This is a genomic window from Pseudomonas sp. CFBP13509 (genome assembly GCF_005233485.1).
Lineage (GTDB): Bacteria > Pseudomonadota > Gammaproteobacteria > Pseudomonadales > Pseudomonadaceae > Aquipseudomonas > Aquipseudomonas marginalis.
The window spans coordinates 480,731-497,457 of record NZ_QGAA01000001.1 but is presented as its reverse complement, the minus strand read 5'-3'; the positions used below and the strand labels follow the sequence as shown (position 1 = coordinate 497,457).

Sequence of the window (16,727 nt, the reverse complement as noted above, 5' to 3'; positions counted from 1 at the left end):
TGATTGAGGCAGACAAGGGATTTGTCGCAAACCCCTAGCGGGCTACCGCAGGTGCGTGGAAGGCAAGCCATAGCCTGCGAGGTCAATCGGACCGATTTCCGGTGTCCGTTACCAGGAGCTCCCTCATGTCTCAAACCCCCCCTGTGCCCACGTTGCGGCGTGCGCGCATCGAGCGGATCGTCAATACGTTTTCCTCTGTGCCGAGCTTGCGTACGGTAGCGCAGGCCCAGATCCAGGCGGCACTGGATCGGCAGTACCCTTCCTTGCACTATGCCGCCGCACACCTCGCCATTGGCATACCGGTAGGTCAGGGTTATCGCTACAGTGCGCTGGCCGACGAAGTGCTGGCGCGCCTGGCCCGTGCGCGACCGGTTCGGTATGTCGAAGACTTTCACCAGGTGATGCAGCATCAACGGGAGGTCTACGTGCAGGGCGGGCCGGGGCTGGTCGATCTGGAACGGCTGGTCAACCACGCGGGAGGCGAGTTGTTGGATGCCTGGCTCGCACGTTTGCGGGATTGGTGGGGGGCGCCGCGAGGGGAGGGGACGAGCCGCTGGGCTGAGTTGTCCGATGAATTAGTGGGGTTGCTGTATGAATGCCAGATGCCTGCGGGCATGAGTGCAGAGCACTTTTCACGGCTGTTTCCACGTCAGGCGCTGCACCCCAGCCGACCTGATCGTACGTGGCGTTCTCAGGGTGAGACGTTGACGGTACGTACGCTGTCGGTGCGCCGTGGCCAGAGCACGCAACCCCCTGACATGGTGCCGGTATTGATCCTTGATCACCGGCTGCTGGGGGCCGAACTGCGCACGCTGCTCGTGTTCAGTCCCGCCACGGGGATTCATCCGTTGCAACAGTTGGAGGATATCGAACCCCTGATCCCCGGGTTCGTGAGCGCCTCGCTGGCACACGGGGCCGTGGAGTGGTTTGTCGAGGAACTACCCGGCGACCCGTTCGATGCGTTGGCGGCCTGCTTTGCCCAACAGCAGAGCGCCGAAGTCATGGCAATCGACCGCTCAGTATCACGTACGCCCGAGCAGTGCCAGGCAATGCTGGACTACGTGACTGACCCCCATCGTTGGTTCGAGTCGGCCCTCACACCTGAACAGCAACGCTTGCAAGATCGATTACCGCTCTGGCTCATCCATGCTTCGCCGGACGACAGCCTGGCCTATGCTCGCCTGCTACAGGGGCTGGTCGCTGCGCAAACAGCGGCGGCGGGGCACACCTTTCTCGACGGTATCGCGCCGATTCGCACGTTCACCGCCCAGGCCCTGACGCACTGCCTGGAGAAGGAGCCCCGCGCCAAGGCGATCAGCCCGGATCACATTGAACTGACCTACAGCCTTGTCACGGCGGTGATGTTGCCAGGCGGTTTTACCAGTGGTGATGCCCACCGGGTGACACTCACGCTGACGGAGCTGGCCCTGGAAAACCTCGGCGGTTTCCCCCATGCGCCGTCCCGGATAAAACTCAACGGCGACGTGGCGCCCGCTTGGTTGAGCGCCTCTTTGTTGACCGGCTGCGTGACCGAGACGGACGTCGGCCAGGCGTACCCCGACCTGTTGCGCAAAAAACTGATCGACGACCCGATTGAATCGGCCCGCCGCGAGAAGCTGTTCAGTCGGCAACTGCGGGCGCAACTGCCGCTGCTGGCGCTGGAGCTGAAGCTCAAACGCGAGGGCGGCTTGAGCCAGGCCGGTTACCGGTTGGTGGAGGCGGCCGTCCAGGCCAGTGCGGATGGACGCGCGGCGGGTATGTGGTCGCTGGCATTCAAGGCCACGCCAGCTGCGACGGCGGACGATGTGGTCGGTTTTTACGTGATCGGCCCACGTGACACCGAGCACGGGCCGCATCTGTTGTACCGGCCGTTGTCGACCCCAAGCCTGCGTGAGTTCGAGTCGCAGCAGGCGTTGTTGGAGGCCATCAAGGCGCCAGGGGAATTGCACGACAGTGTCCTCGCCTGGATGGCCCCGGCCCGCCAGCCGGTGTATGCCAACGGTGGTTTCCAGGAACCGCATGTCGCGCACTTTCTGGCCGGTGATGAGTTCAGCGTGCCGGATCGGCCAGCGCCGGCACAGCTCAGTAAACGGCTGGAGGAAGGCGACCCGTTGCCTGGCCTGTTTGTCTCGACTGCCCAGGCGTTGGTCAGCCTGGCCCAGGCCCAGTCGGTGTCCAATGCTCAGCAACGCTGGCGGACGTTAAAGGCAGGCGGTTGGTTGCTGTTCAATACACTGCTGCCGTTTGTCCGGGGGCCGGCACTGCTGGCGGGCTGGATGGTGCAGGTGATGGACAGTGTCCAACGGGATGTGGCGGCATTGGCCAGTAACGACTCGGTCATGCAGACCCAAGGTGTGATAGACCTGTTGACCAATCTGGTGATGATCCTGGCCCATCGGGCCTCGCCTCATGAGTGGCCGGCGATGCTGGAACAGCAAGCCTCAACGTTTGCTTCGCCAGCGTCGATGCAGCGTCCTCCCGCAGTGATACCTGGCCCTGCCACCGTGCAGTTGCAGCCTCCCTTCAGTTGGAGTAATTCGCGCGATACGCTCACACCGTCCTTGCGCGCCCGGCTGGAGGGTATGAGTCTTAAGGCCTTGCCCCAACCTTGGCCATCACGGCTGCCAGGCGCACAGGCTTCGGGGATACACGAAGGCTTGCTACTGGATACGGCGTCGAACCCGGTCCACTGGCAGGCGTTGGTGCGCGGTCATGTGTACCGCGTGCAAGTGGCCCGTGGCCGCGTGCGAGTGGTCAGCGCCGACGGTAGCGCGAACGGGCCGTGGCTCAAGTCGCTGGGGGGCGGTGCATGGGATGTGGACTTGGGCTTGCGCCTGCGCGGCGGGCAATCGGATACCCCGACCGGCCTGGTTGACAGTGAGTCACGCCGTCAGCAACTGGAGCAGGATTACCGCCAATCCACCGAGCGCCGGGAAACCGCAGACCGTGCCCTGACCACGGCCCGCATGCTTAGAGACAGTGAGGATACGCGCGTCACCGAACAGCATCGCGCCACGGCGGGCGCTCGCTATGTGCAGGAGCTTCAGAACAAACTCGAGGCCTCATTGCTTGAGCTGGAGTGCCTCAGGGCGCTGCAGGTCATCAGGCGCCGACCCGGTTATGCGAGAGAGTTGTCCACGTTGCTGGAAGGGACGGCGCTCACGTTGCAGCTATTGCTCCAGCACGCCCGCCAACAGACCGTCGCGATCCACCGCAGGTTGGTGCCGCTGCTGGAGCTGGTGCAATCGCTGAGCGCGCAGGAGGCACTTTTGGATATCTATCAGCAGCCCCACCGGCAGATCATGGAGGGGCTGCGGCAGTTGGCCGACAGTAATGAGCAAGCCATTGACTGGCGCGGCCTGCAACTGGGTTTGCTGGATGAACTGAGTCAGGTGCCCAAGTATGGGCGGGACAAGGCCCAAGCCTTGCGCGAGAGCGAGTTGTCCGCGCCGACGGTGCTCGAACTGCAATCGCTGCAGGTCACCGCCTTGTGGGCCGTGGCGATCAATACCGAAGGGCCGACGCTGGAGGAAGGTTTTTTTCAAAGCCTGGACGACACCATTCACCGCGCCCGTTGGGCCAGTGGCTCGCAGGCGCACTTGGACGAGCTGGCGCCGCAAAGTGCGGAGCTGCGTACCGAGTTGCTGGAGAGTTTCGACCGTGTCTACGCCTTGAGCGATGATCGGATTGAGTTCTGGCGCGCTATGGCCCCGGAGCGATTCGATCTCAAGTACCTGGAGAAGCTGCAACAGTTGCTCGCGCAATTGCACAAGGAGGTTCAGCGTGAGCTGGCAGCGGTGCTGGTTCCGACAGCCGCCGCGACGCCTGCTGCGGGACGTGCGCGGGTTCGGCAGAAAAAAATCATTCGCGTGCGCAACCAGGACATGTACGTCGCCCAGGTCAAAGTGACAACCGGCGAGCATCCCCAGGAAGTGGCCGAAGTCACGGATGCCCAGGACGCGGTGATCGCCACGTTTACCCAGGCCGACGATGGCATTTGGGAGCCGGTCAAGGCACCCGCCCCGGCGCTTCCTGGGCCGCTGCCCAACCTGGGCCGGCTGGTCGAACAGGGGCAGGCGTTACGCGCACCGGTGGAAAAGGCCATCGCCGAGGTACTCAAAATGGCCAGTCGGGCCAATGAGCCTCAGTCGTTGCAGGACCTGCTGGAGCAGCGCGCCGACAAGTTGCGCCAGTGCGCCGAGGCGATCCAGCAGCGGTTGCTGCACAGCGTGCCGGAGCGCCTGGCCGCGACGCAGCGTGCCCGGGCCACAACCGAGGCCGATGAGTTGCGCGCGGCCGCCAGCCGCTTGTCCGAGCAAGGTTTGCAGGCACGCCTGGCTGCAATCAAGGCGCGCCTGCCGACCCAGGCCGGGGTGGAGGTGCTGGTCAGTCATCACGAAGCGCGCATCTTTCGCCAGGGGGCGCGGGTCGAACTCGCCGGACGGTCCAATGACTGGTTGCAAGCGTACGTGGTGATGGACGCGCAAACGCGTCAGGCCCTGTGCTACGGGCATTTTCACTACGAACGGCCGACCGGGCCGGACGACCATTTCACCGCTGCGCACCTCAAGACACCCGCGCAACATCGAATGGGCAAACAGTCCCAGGCCCAGGCCCGTGCCCAGGCATTCGCCAGCATGCAGGCGGGGCAAAGCGGGCGTGTGACGCAAACTCTGGAGATCCATCGGGGCGAAATCAACCTCAGGATGGCGCGCAGGTTGTTTTTCGATGCGCCGCAGTGGACCGGCGACTGGTGATCGATACGGACCCTCGGGCTAGAGCGCTCCAGCTCCGGTAAATACGACCAGGGCAGGGGCATGACGGTGCACCGATGCTGTGCAATACTCGCCGCCGTTTGCGACAGACTATTCCTACAGTTCCCAGGTGATGCCCCTCCGCAGAAGCGGCATTTGCCGAGGAATCTCGCTGAATTTTGTTGCTTATTGAGTGAAAAGCCCTGCTTGCGGCTTTCTATACTGCACGCCCCCTGAGCTGGCCGGTGTGTCGGCCGGACGGGTTTACCCACGAGGTGAGCCCGCTAGGACAGCGTCACGGCGACCCGCTGTGGCGCTGAACACTCGGTGGTTCAATCCAATAACAAAATGAGGTTGTATCCCCATGCCAGCTGGCAACCACCTGCCCCATGGCGAGACCGCTTCTGGCGGCCCGCTCAAACGCGAACTCGGTGAGCGGCATATCCGCCTGATGGCCCTCGGCGCCTGTATCGGTGTCGGCCTGTTCCTCGGTTCGGCCAAGGCCATCGAGATGGCCGGCCCGGCGATCATGCTCTCCTACATCATTGGCGGCCTGGCGATCCTGGTGATCATGCGCGCCCTCGGCGAGATGGCCGTGCACAACCCGGTCGCCGGTTCGTTCAGCCGTTATGCCCAAGACTACCTTGGCCCGTTGGCGGGCTTCCTGACCGGCTGGAACTACTGGTTCCTGTGGCTGGTGACCTGCGTCGCCGAGATCACCGCCGTGGCGGTGTACATGGGCGTGTGGTTCCCCGATGTACCGCGCTGGATCTGGGCCCTGGCGGCCCTGGTGAGCATGGGCACCATCAACCTGATCGCCGTCAAGGCCTTCGGTGAGTTCGAGTTCTGGTTCGCCCTGATCAAGATCGTCACCATCATCGCGATGGTCATCGGCGGTGTCGGCATCATTGCCTTCGGTTTCGGCAATGACGGTGTTGCCCTGGGTATTTCCAACCTGTGGGCCCACGGCGGCTTCCTGCCCAACGGCGTGCAGGGTGTGTTGATGTCGCTGCAGATGGTGATGTTCGCCTATTTGGGCGTGGAGATGATCGGCCTGACCGCCGGTGAGGCGAAGAACCCGCAGAAGACCATCCCCAATGCCATCGGCTCGGTGTTCTGGCGGATTCTGCTGTTTTATGTCGGCGCGTTGTTCGTGATCCTGTCGATTTACCCGTGGAATGAAATCGGCACCCAGGGCAGCCCCTTCGTGATGACGTTCGAGCGGTTGGGCATCAAGACCGCCGCCGGCATTATCAACTTCGTGGTGATCACCGCTGCGCTGTCGTCGTGCAACGGCGGCATCTTCAGCACCGGTCGCATGCTCTACAGCCTGGCACAGAACGGCCAGGCTCCGGCGACGTTCGCCACCACTTCCAGCAATGGCGTGCCGCGTCGCGCCCTGTTGTTGTCGATAGGCGCGTTGCTGTTGGGCGTGTTGCTCAACTACCTGGTGCCGGAAAAAGTCTTTGTGTGGGTGACGTCCATCGCCACCTTCGGCGCGATATGGACCTGGGTGATGATCCTGCTGGCGCAGCTCAAGTTCCGTCGCGGCCTGAGCCCGGATGAGCGCGCCGGGCTCAAGTACCGCATGTGGCTGTACCCGGTCAGTTCCTACCTGGCGCTGGCGTTCCTGGTGCTGGTGGTCGGCTTGATGGCCTACTTCCCGGACACCCGGATCGCGCTGTACATCGGCCCGGCGTTCCTGGTGCTGCTGACCGTGTTGTTCTATGTGTTCAAGCTGCAGCCGGCCCAGGCTGGCCAGGGTTCGCCGCGCTCGGCATGACCCCCTGAACGATGGCCTGCCTGCCCCTTGCGACAGGCAGGCCACAGGTCAGACGTGTTGCAGGGTCAGTTGGGTGCCTTCTGTCAGTTGCCGCACCAGGCGGTTATGTTCACTTCGTTCTTCCTCGGCCAGTGACTGGCGGCGCTCCAGGTACGCATCCGAACGCTTGTCCGGCAGTTGCTGCTCGAGCACGCTGACTTTGTAGCTCATGGTGTCCTTGATGGTCAGAAACGGCTCCGGCTCGCTACTTGCCAAATATTCGATCCAGAATTCGCTCATCAAGATCCACTCCTGCAAGGCGGGCGACTCGCCAAGCCGGAGCAGGGTGTTGCGCGCAGTGTTGACCACCTCGTCCGTGACGTAGTCATTCACGGTGTACAGCAGTTCCAGCGGATAAAACGGCAGGTCGAACTCACGGGCCAGTTTTTCGCGCAGGTACACCGTTACCTCGGCTGGGTCGACCGTCAGGTTGGCCCGTTCACGCTCAAGAATGAACTGATCGGCAAAGTGATCCAGCTGATTGAGGTAGAAGCAACTCTTGGCCAGCGCCAGCAAGGCCCTGTCAGCCATGTAACTGCGGGGTTGCTGCTTGGCCTGGTGGATACGGTGATGCAACTCCATGTTGGTGAACGCCAGCAGCACACTGTCGCCGCAGTCGCCTGAGCCGTAGGTGTTGAGGCATACCGTGTCGCGCAGTTGCCTCGACTCGCCCATGGCGCTCAGTAAGGTCCAGACTCTGTGGGTCAATGCTCTCCTTGGGGTGTCGCCGTGGATGTAGGCGTAGGTCCGCGTCAGGTCCTGCAAGACCCGGAACACATCATCGGCACTCGCCGTCTCATTGGTTTTCAAACCCTCCCACAGCGCTCTGCGTGCCGGTACATCCTGGAGCGGCACGCCCATCAGCCATTGGCTGAGGTCGTCGACGGCCACAGCCGTATGCCGAGGCGTACGCAGTTGGCCACCCAGGCGAATGCCGGTATCCAGCCGGTACGCTTCGATACTCGCCAGGGTCGGTGCCGACAGCGGGTTTTCATGCAGGAGCGTGTTGCGATTGGCGGCTTGCAGCCAGGGGTTGGTGAAGACCTCTTCTGGAATGGTGGAGATCTGGTTTTCCTGCAGGTGCAACTCCATCAGGTACGGCAGCGCACTGGCGCCACGGGGCCATTGCGTGATGCCGGTGTTACCCAGGTGCAGGATGCGCAGTTGGGTCATTTGACTGACATCCGGGGCGAGTGCCAGGTCCGGGTTGTCGCTGAAGTCCACGTCGCGCAAGTTGACCATGGTTGCCAGGCGTTGTACCGCCTCTTCGGTCAAGCGGATGTCGTTGTCGTTCAGGTCCAGGTAGGTGAGCGAGGTCATGTCCGTGATTGCACTGGGCAGTTCGGTCATCCGGCAATCGAGGTGCAATGCCTTGAGCTGGTTGAATTTAGCGAGGAATTCAACCGCCGAAGACGGGAAGGCATTGCCGGAAATCCGCAGGTGTTCAATATGGCTGAAACCGCTGGTACCTGTGATGAACGAGGCGGGCGGCAGGCCACCATCGTCCAGTTGCAACTCCAGGGAGTACACGTGGAACAGCCCGGCGATGTAGACCGCCCTGTTGTCCCGCCGCCATGCCTGGCGCAATTGCTCGGCAATGTAGCGGCGCCGGGCCTGGCGCTGCCCGATGGGGTCGTCGATCACGTTGTCTTCATCCAGCACGGTTTCGCTCCAGCGCCGCAACTCCAGGTCCATGGCCTGGTACTCGGCCTTGCGACGTTCGAGCTCAATCAACACCGCCGGCTCAGTGAGGTTCAGCGACTGGATCAATTGGCGCGCGTCGTCGCGGGTGAAACGCGGATAAATCTCTTGGACCTTGGCCACCAGGTCCGGCGGCCTGGGGCCGTTGAACGGCCAGAAACGTGACCAGAGCGGGTACACCAGGAACGAACGCTCCAGGCCCATCGCCGGTTGCATCCAGGGTTGCAGGTGCGGGATATCCAGCAGGCCCTTGATCTCTACGCGGCGGGACAGGGCGATATCGGCGAGTTGCTGGCGCAGTTCGGTGATGCCGGTTTCATCGGTAACGCCCAGGACCGTTTGCTCGCTCGCCGACAAGGTGCTGAGAATCACCCTCAGCAAGTCGTTCGAAGGTTGGCCAAGGGGCACGCTGTTGGCGTCATAAGCCTGATAGCCACGATGGGTCTTGGCCACGGTCTTGCGCGAGGTGCCTACCAAATGACCGGCCGTTTTGAGCAGGCGCCCCTGTTCGTCCCGTTCACGAATATCGATGCGCACATGCCTCGGCCAGGTGGGCAGGAGTTTGAGCAAATGCAGGATAATCCGGTCGCTGTCGGCATTGGCGCAGGCAGACACATGCAAGCCCTCATAGGCGCGGTTCAGTCGCAGGTCGTGGCTACTCAAGCGCGCCTGTTCCGCGAGTCGCAGGCTCAATTGGTTGTTTTCATGCAGTTGCTTGAGTTCGCGTGGCGAGGCGTGGCCAAGAATCGCCGTGACGGTGCTGGTGGGCAGATCGGGATGCTTGGCCTTGAACCGTCGCACCGACTCGCTGCCCCCGGACTCGCTGCGTTGGTACAGCGAGTGCAGGATCTGCGCCTTTTCCCGGTCGGTGTACTCGACGATCCGGGTGATCAACTGGAACAAGCGCTGCTCGTGAGTCGTCGGCAATTCACCGAGCAGGGCAAGGGTCACGTCATCGTGGGTGATAATGTTTTCCAGCAGCCTGGCGTTTTTGAAGTCGGATTCGGTGATCTTCACCGTCAGGTCGTCCGGGCTGCTGCGTTGCGGGTATTGATGGGTGACCTGGTGGTTGTCATCGACAATTTGCAGTACGTGGCTGTCGGGCCATTCCGGCAGGCTGGAGAGCACCAGTAATTGCAAGTCCGGTCGGGCGTTGGAGGCGATGGGGGTTTCGTACATCGCGTCGATGAACTGGTCGATTTCCTGGTCGATCCGAAAGCGTTTGCAGGTGTCGACCAGCAATGGCGGCGCTGCACGGCCGCAGCGGTGAACCTGGCGCAATAGGTGGGCAGGGGTGTCGGTCAGGGCGAGGATGTTTTTGGACATGTCCTGGGTGAAGCTGTGGTGATTGCCCCCCAGGCGATAGAGCAGGCTATGGTCGTCCCAGCTCATCGGGTTCTCGCTGGACAGGCGCCAGGCACCGTGACCGTTGTGCTCCAGGGTCGGGGTGTCGACGCCGACCTTCTGCGGGTGCTTGAGCCGCCATTTAAAGCTGCGCTTGTCATAGATGATGCGGTACAGAGAACCGAACAACGGCAGGTAGTGGCGGCCTTCCAGGGGGAAAATACCTTGGGCATCCGGTTGCAGGGCGGGCGGCAAGGGCAATGTGTGTTCGTACTGCGCCAGTGACCCGTTGACCAGGCTCACAAAACCTTCGGGGGTGCGTTGGCTGCTCATGTAGTCGCCCAGGGTGTGGCGCAGGCCCAGCGCATCGGTCGCACTGTGCATGCCCAGCGCCTGGTGCTCGTGGGGTTGCAGTACCGAGCCGATGGCCAGGTAGAAACTGTCGACGACCGGGGACACGGCAATCGTGCCGGCATTGCGCATGTCGTAGGCCTCATAGGCGCCGTCGCCTGAGTGCCGCAGCTCTACGGTTCGGTCGTCTGGGCCGCTGGAGCGATAGGGGGTGGCGATGGCTCCGGCATGCACTTCTGTGATCACGAAGTCGCGCTTGAGCCGATGGCGTACCAGCGCCGATGCGAACTCCCTGGCCCATTGGTCGGCGTCAGTGTTGTAGGGCCTTGGGTGATAAAGCCCGTCGATTGCCGCGTCGATACGCAGGGCGATGCGGTGGTTTTCCAGTTCTTCATGAAAGTGGCTGGGCAGCGCCCCCTCCTGCAAGTAGGCCTGCTGTTGGCGCGGTGTCAGAGGGTGCTGCTGCAGCAGGCGTTCCAGCAGGGCTGGGGACAAGGGGCGATTGAGGTCGCGCAGTTTCTTGAGCAGCGGCGTGACCGCCACCAGCGGGGCCGGTGCCTGGATGGGCAAGAAGCGTCGGGCATTGATGGGCGGGAGTGGTTCACTTTTTTCATACCCGGCATAGCTGAAGATTGCCGCGAACAACGCCATCCGCTCACGGCTCGCCAGCGCGGCCACGTCCCGGCGAACGCTCATGATCCGCTGTTCGGGCGAGGCGTCGGCCTGATCCGCCAGGCCCAGCCGTGAGTGGGCCGGTTGCAGGCTGATGATCAGGCTCAACAGCGGCTCGGCCCGATAGGGCGGCTGGCCACGATCCCCTTCGACCTGGTAGCCACTGTCTTCACTGCGGATGAGGGTCAGGGTCTTTGACTCGGCCACCGTGTGCTCGAGGTTGCCGAAGGTTTCGATCACGCTGCGTTGCGGGTCGCTGATGCTCAGCAGCAGGCTGGCGGGCCAGTCCGGCAGTTGGGTCAGCAGGCACAGCACCAGGCTGTCACCGTAGGGCGGCAGGTAACCGGGCTCAGGGAAACGTTCGATGATCTGCTGGATCACCTGGTCAGCCTGCAGGCGCCGTACGCCCTCGATCAGGTTCAACGGTGCCGGTTCGCCACGCCAGACCCGATCCAGGGTGGTGCGGGTGGTTGCGGTGCTGCGCAGCATGCGTTCCAGGTCGAGCTGATGGATGACCGACGAACCGTTGGGCAGCATCCGTTGCAGCAATTGGATATCCGAGAGGGTATGAGCGTTGTGCAGGTCGAAGGTCCAGGCCTGCAGCGCGGGCTCGAACACAATGGGTGGCTTGTAGCTGCTGCGACCATTCTTGAGCACGTAGCGCAGGCCCGGCACGTCGTGGCTCACTTCGGCTACCAGGGTCTGACCTTCATGATGCAGCTTGACGTATTGCTTGCCGTGTACGGTGAACACGCCCAGGGCATCGGCGCTTTTGCCATCCAGTAGGTATTGCCGATCATGGGCGTAAGGGCCTGGGTCGGCCTTCCACAGTTCATCCACGCCGTCGGGGCGCGTGACCTTGCGGGGGTTGCCCAGCCGTTGCAGGTGTTCGAGCATGCGTTGGCGATGGGCTTTACCCGCGACATTGATCAGGCGTCCGCTGATTGCCAGGTCGGCGACGTCGGTCAGGGTCGAGGCAAAGCCGCTGGCGTCGCCCTTGGCGGCTTCATTCAGGCCGACGCTGACGCTGTAGGTCATGCTGCCCAGCACCGCCAGTTGCATGATTCGGTTCATGCCCGTGACGCCACCGGGCAGGGGGGTCAGCAGCAGTTGCAGGACTTCGGATGCAATGGCGGCGGCGGCATCCTTGACGGCTTGCCAATCGGCTTCGGAGCGGCTGCTGGCGAGGGTGTCCATGTCGGCCTGGCAACGCTGCAACTGACGATATGCCAGGGCTTGGCGCAATGTCTCGGCGGGGCCGGCATGCGGGTCGGTGGCGAAGCGGATATCGTTGAGTGTGCGTTCCGGGAAGGCGTTGTGAAACCCGTCGTACAGTGTGCCCGCCAGCCAGTTCATGCCCTCGGGGCGTTTTTCCTGGGTCAGCAATGACTGGAAGGCCGACAAGCCCACCAAGGGCAACTGCCGGGAAAACCAGCCGAGGTCGCCTTGCTGGTGACTGTCCAGCAGTTGCTGACGAAAGTCGGCTTCTGCCGAGCGGGCATCGTCGTGGTAGCGAAACGCGCCGCCAGGGCGGAAAGGAAAATAGGACAGCACCCCGAGGCTGGCAATCTTGATCAGCATCAAGGGCACGGGAATGTAACTCTCCCACGCCACGAACGGCACGGAGACAATGGGCGTGACGCCTGAGGTCAGGCTCAGGCTCTCGATCGACAGCTGCGTCCCGCTGCCGTCGATCGATGCCCTGAGGCGCTCATACATCGTGCGGGTCAAACCGTTGTGGGCGCGGTTGCGCCAGGCGTCTAATACATCGAACTGCAGCAGGGCCTGCGCGGCGTCATTCATCAATTGACGCAGCGTGCCATGCTCGCCCAGCGTGGCTCGGATCGTAACGTGCAGTTGGTGACCCAGGTCCAGCTCGCGGGCGATGCCGATGAACTCGCGGGCACTCAGGCTTCGGTCGCCGTCGGGACCGACCACGCGGCTGGCATCAATCAGGGTATAGCCGGAATCCGTGCGAGCGTACGCGGTGAAGCCGAAGTTCACGCAAGCTGCCTCCCACAGCGACAGGCTCTTGACGTGTTCGATATGGCGCAGGTCCATATCCGAACGACGCGGCACTCGGATGTGGCTGCCGGTTCGCCGCTCCCATGGCAAGGGTTGTTCCACTTTTTCCAGGTAGGTGGTTTCGAAGCGGTACTGTTCCGGGTCGCGCCCGCCGATCCTGTCGCGCAATTGCGCCAGGCCCTTGGTCTTGAAGGCACTTACGACCCGTTCTTTCTCGGTCTCGACTGCCGTCAAGGCCGCGAGGGCCTGGCGTTGCAGGTTTACGAAACGTCGCTTTTCCTCGTCGTCCAGGCCATCCAAGGCTTGGATCACGTTGCGCTGGATCAGCTCCAGCGCCTGTTGCTGGGTCCAGGAGGTACTCGATTGCAGATTGCCGGACAGGCCGTTGAGTAATTGTTGAGTCGGCATGCGCTCTACCTTTCACGATAAGTGGAGGGCAGATGGAAGCACCGCGCATGCCGGCGCTGGGGCTATCTATTTAAGGGCCGGCGCCTCGCCGCGCAGCGCCAGGTCCAGGCGCTTGTTGAACTCCAGCCACGCCGCCAGCCCGGCCATCAGCGCCAGGCCCAGCAACGCGCTGAAAACCTGCATCGGCCAGGCATCCTCGACCTGGGCGTTGAGCATGTCCGCCAGCGGCGCCAGCAGCACGCCGAGGCAGAACACCTCCAGGGAGTAGCGGCCCATGCGACAGCTTTGTTGCGCCCACCAGGTTTGCGTCCAGCCGCGACCCGGCAACAGCTTGGCGGTGACATAGGCCAGGGCCAGGAAGTGCAGCAGGCGCAGCGGCGACAGGTCGGTCTTGCTGATGGGGTAGATCAGGTCGCTGAGCCACGACGGCATCAGCGCGTCATGCACCTCGGGCCAGCGCCATGACAGGGTCAGCACACACGCCACCACGGTGTACACCGCCGCCGCCATGAACAACGGCTGGCGCTTGAGCGGGCGCTGTTCCGGCGGGCGCGCCTGACTGGCCTGCAGCGCCGCCGCGCCACCGAGGATAAACAGGAACTGCCAGGTCACCGGGTTGAAGTACCACACGCCGTCGGCAATCGCCCGCAGGTTCCAGCCCATCCACGGCGCCAGCAGATACACCGTCGCCGACGCGGCCACCACCAGCCAGGTGTGGCGCAGCAGCAGCGGCAACACCAGCGGCAACCCCGCCAGCAGCACGATATACAACGGCAGCGGGTCCATCAGGTTGGGCTTGAAGCGCAGCAGCAACTCGTCGGTCAAGGCTTGTTGCGGGTTGGTGATGAAGTGCGTCAGGCCCATTTCCTGGACGAGGTCGCGGGTTTCCACCTTGCTGTTGGCGAAGAACACGATGCCCATCAGCATCGCCAGCAAAAAGATATGCACCACGTACAGCACCCAGGCGCGGCGCAGGATCTTCAGGCAGGCCATCCAGTAGCCTTCGCGTTGCAAGACCTTGCTGTAGGCCAGTACCGAGGCGTAGCCGGCCAGAAACACAAAGACTTCCGCAGCATCGCTGAAGCCGAAGTTGCGCAGGGTGATCTGGCCGAGGGGGTTGTGGGGGACGTGATCCCAGAAAATGAAGATCAACGCCAGGCCCCGAAAAAAATCGATGCGCGGGTCGCGTCCGTTCAGCATGGCAGCGGGCTCTTGAACAAAAGGTTTAGTAATGACCGGCGAGCGCGCAGGTTGTCGTACGCCGCACGTCGGGCGGGCGCAGGTTGGCGGTATTTGTAAGCAATTGCAAAGGTTGGGTATTACTGAATGTCTCTAGGCGTCAATGATCACCAGGGTGCCCTGGCTACCTGGAAGTACGGCATGAGCGGTGCCTGCTTCCACGAGGTACATCTGGCCGGTCTCTACGTGGATCTCTTCATCAGCGATGCTCAGGCGCAAATGGCCGCTGATCACCAGTAGCCCTTCGTTGTAGTCGTGCACCTCTTCTTCGTAAGCCTGCTCATCCATGCGCAACACCTTGATCCGCGCCGGGCCGACCTGGCCCAGGCGTATCGATTTCCAGCTGTCAGGCAGTTGCCCGGCGAGTGCAGCGAAGTCCAGTAACGGCATGTGAATCTCCTTGTTTCTACGATGCCGTCGGTGGTCCGGTTCAGCGGGGAAGAGGTGGGTCAGAACGCATCCATCAGCAGCACTTTGCACGGCTTGGCCTGGTGCTCATTGATCTGCGGCACCAGCCGGGTGAAGTGTTCGGTCTGGCAATGGGTGTCGAGCGCGGCCTGGTCGGGCCATTGCTCGATGAAAATGAAGTGCCCTGGGTCTTTCTGATCGACAAACAGATCGTAGGCGATGCACAGCGGTTCCTGGCGGGTTTTTTCCACCAGTTCGGCGTACCAGGGACGTACGGTGTCGAGGTATTCGGGTTTGATGAAATCTTCGGCGATGACTTTCAACACGATCTGGGTCCTTAAGCAGCGGCGACTTCATGGGGCTCAAAACTGTCCGCCCGCGCCATCTGCCACATGCGCGAATAGAACTCGCCATTCACTTCGCCGGTGAGCAACTCGCCAGGCTTGAGGAACACATGCAACTGCGAGAACAGCTTGATCTCGGTGGCCGACATGCGTCGTACCAGATGCTTGGCCGACAGCTGCGACGGATGATCCAGGCCTGCCGCCGCGAGCATTTCGGCCAGGGCCTTGAGGGTGTTGCGGTGGAAGTTGAACACCCGCTGGGCCTTGTCCGGCACCACCAGTGCACGTTGGCGCAATGGGTCTTGGGTGGCGACGCCGGTGGGGCATTTGTTGGTGTGGCACGACTGCGATTGAATGCAGCCAATGGCAAACATAAACCCCCGCGCCGAGTTGGCCCAGTCGGCGCCAATGGCCAACACGCTGGCGATATCGAAGGCGCTGACGATCTTGCCACTGGCCCCCAGCTTGATCTTGTCGCGCAGGTTCAGGCCTACCAGGGTGTTGTGCACGAACAGCAGGCCTTCGCGCAGCGGCACGCCGATATGGTCGGTGAACTCCACGGGCGCGGCGCCGGTGCCGCCTTCCTTGCCGTCGACGACGATAAAGTCCGGGAGGATGCCGGTTTCGAGCATGGCCTTGGCAATGCCCATGAACTCCCACGGGTGGCCCAGGCAGAACTTGAAGCCCACCGGCTTGCCGCCGGACAGTTCACGCAATTGGGCGATGAATTGCATCAACTCGATGGGGGTAGAGAACGCGCTGTGACGTGACGGCGAGATGCAGTCTTCGCCCATCAGGATGCCGCGGGTTTCGGCGATCTCTTGAGTCACCTTGTGCTTGGGCAGGATGCCGCCGTGGCCGGGTTTGGCGCCCTGGCTCATCTTGATTTCGATCATGCGCACCTGCGGGTTCTGCGCCTGCGCGGCGAAGCGCTCCGGGTCGAAGCGGCCGTCGCTGGTGCGGCAGCCGAAGTAGCCGCTGCCCAATTCCCAGGTCAGGTCGCCGCCGTTTTCGCGGTGATAGGGGCTGATGCTGCCTTCGCCGGTGTCATGGGCAAAATTGCCAAGCTTGGCGCCTTGGTTGAGCGCGCGGATCGCATTGGCGCTCAACGAGCCAAAGCTCATCGCCGAGATATTGAACACCGACGCCGAATACGGCTGGGTGCATTGCGGGCCGCCGACCATCACGCGAAAGGCGCTGGGGTCGCTCAGGGGCGCGGGGCGCATGGAGTGGCCGATAAATTCGAAACCCAGCTGGTACACATCGATCAGGGTGCCGAAGGGTTTGTCGGCGGTTTCGTTCTTGGCCCGCGAGTACACCAGGGATCGTTGCGAGCGCGAGAAGGGCAGGGCGTCGCTGTCGGACTCCAGCAGGTACTGGCGGATTTCCGGGCGGATAGCTTCCACCAGGTAACGGATATTGCCCAGGATCGGGTAGTTGCGGCGCACCGCGTGGGGGCTTTGCAACAGGTCGAAAATACCGATCAGGCTCAACACGCCGGTGACCAGGGTGATGGGCCACAGCCATTCGTGTTGGATAAAGGGCAGGCTGGCGAGGGTGAAAATGACGCACACGGCAAAGAAGGCGTAGCGGCTTAGCAAGGACAGGCTCATACGGTTTCCTTGGGTTCGGACTCTCAGGTCGATCCGGCATTCTGCG

At 62.6% G+C, this 16,727-nt stretch carries 7 protein-coding genes; 2 read left to right on the top strand and 5 right to left on the bottom strand.

Annotation, left to right across the window (positions count from 1 at the left end):
* The first annotated feature begins 125 nt into the window (after window positions 1-125).
* Window positions 126-4,757, top strand: a complete 4,632-nt coding sequence (locus tag PspCFBP13509_RS31620) for a hypothetical protein (protein WP_242001046.1) — start codon at window positions 126-128, stop codon at window positions 4,755-4,757.
* A gap of 361 nt (window positions 4,758-5,118) precedes the next feature.
* Window positions 5,119-6,537 carry an amino acid permease gene (locus PspCFBP13509_RS02390; protein WP_065926556.1) on the top strand — a complete coding sequence of 473 codons (1,419 nt, stop codon included), beginning with the start codon at window positions 5,119-5,121 and terminating at the stop codon, window positions 6,535-6,537.
* Between the two features lie 48 nt (window positions 6,538-6,585).
* Here PspCFBP13509_RS02390 and PspCFBP13509_RS02385 read toward each other — a convergent pair whose 3' ends face one another.
* The 5 genes from PspCFBP13509_RS02385 to PspCFBP13509_RS02365 all read right to left on the bottom strand — a co-directional run bounded on the left by PspCFBP13509_RS02385 (window position 6,586) and on the right by PspCFBP13509_RS02365 (window position 16,681).
* Entirely contained in the window at window positions 6,586-13,077 is a 6,492-nt protein-coding gene (locus PspCFBP13509_RS02385) for an NEL-type E3 ubiquitin ligase domain-containing protein (protein WP_137211510.1), read from the bottom strand.
* 66 nt (window positions 13,078-13,143) lie between these two features.
* Window positions 13,144-14,277, bottom strand: coding sequence for an OpgC family protein (locus PspCFBP13509_RS02380; RefSeq protein ID WP_065948881.1), 1,134 nt, complete (start codon window positions 14,275-14,277; stop codon window positions 13,144-13,146).
* 132 nt (window positions 14,278-14,409) lie between these two features.
* Window positions 14,410-14,706 carry a cupin domain-containing protein gene (locus tag PspCFBP13509_RS02375; RefSeq protein WP_065926553.1) on the bottom strand — a complete coding sequence of 99 codons (297 nt, stop codon included), beginning with the start codon at window positions 14,704-14,706 and terminating at the stop codon, window positions 14,410-14,412.
* Between the two features lie 59 nt (window positions 14,707-14,765).
* Window positions 14,766-15,050, bottom strand: a complete 285-nt coding sequence (locus PspCFBP13509_RS02370; protein WP_065926552.1) for a putative quinol monooxygenase — start codon at window positions 15,048-15,050, stop codon at window positions 14,766-14,768.
* 11 nt (window positions 15,051-15,061) lie between these two features.
* The gene (locus PspCFBP13509_RS02365) at window positions 15,062-16,681 is read right to left on the bottom strand and encodes an FMN-binding glutamate synthase family protein (protein WP_065926551.1); all 1,620 of its coding nucleotides are present in this window, start codon (window positions 16,679-16,681) and stop codon (window positions 15,062-15,064) included.
* Window positions 16,682-16,727: the final 46 nt, after the last annotated feature.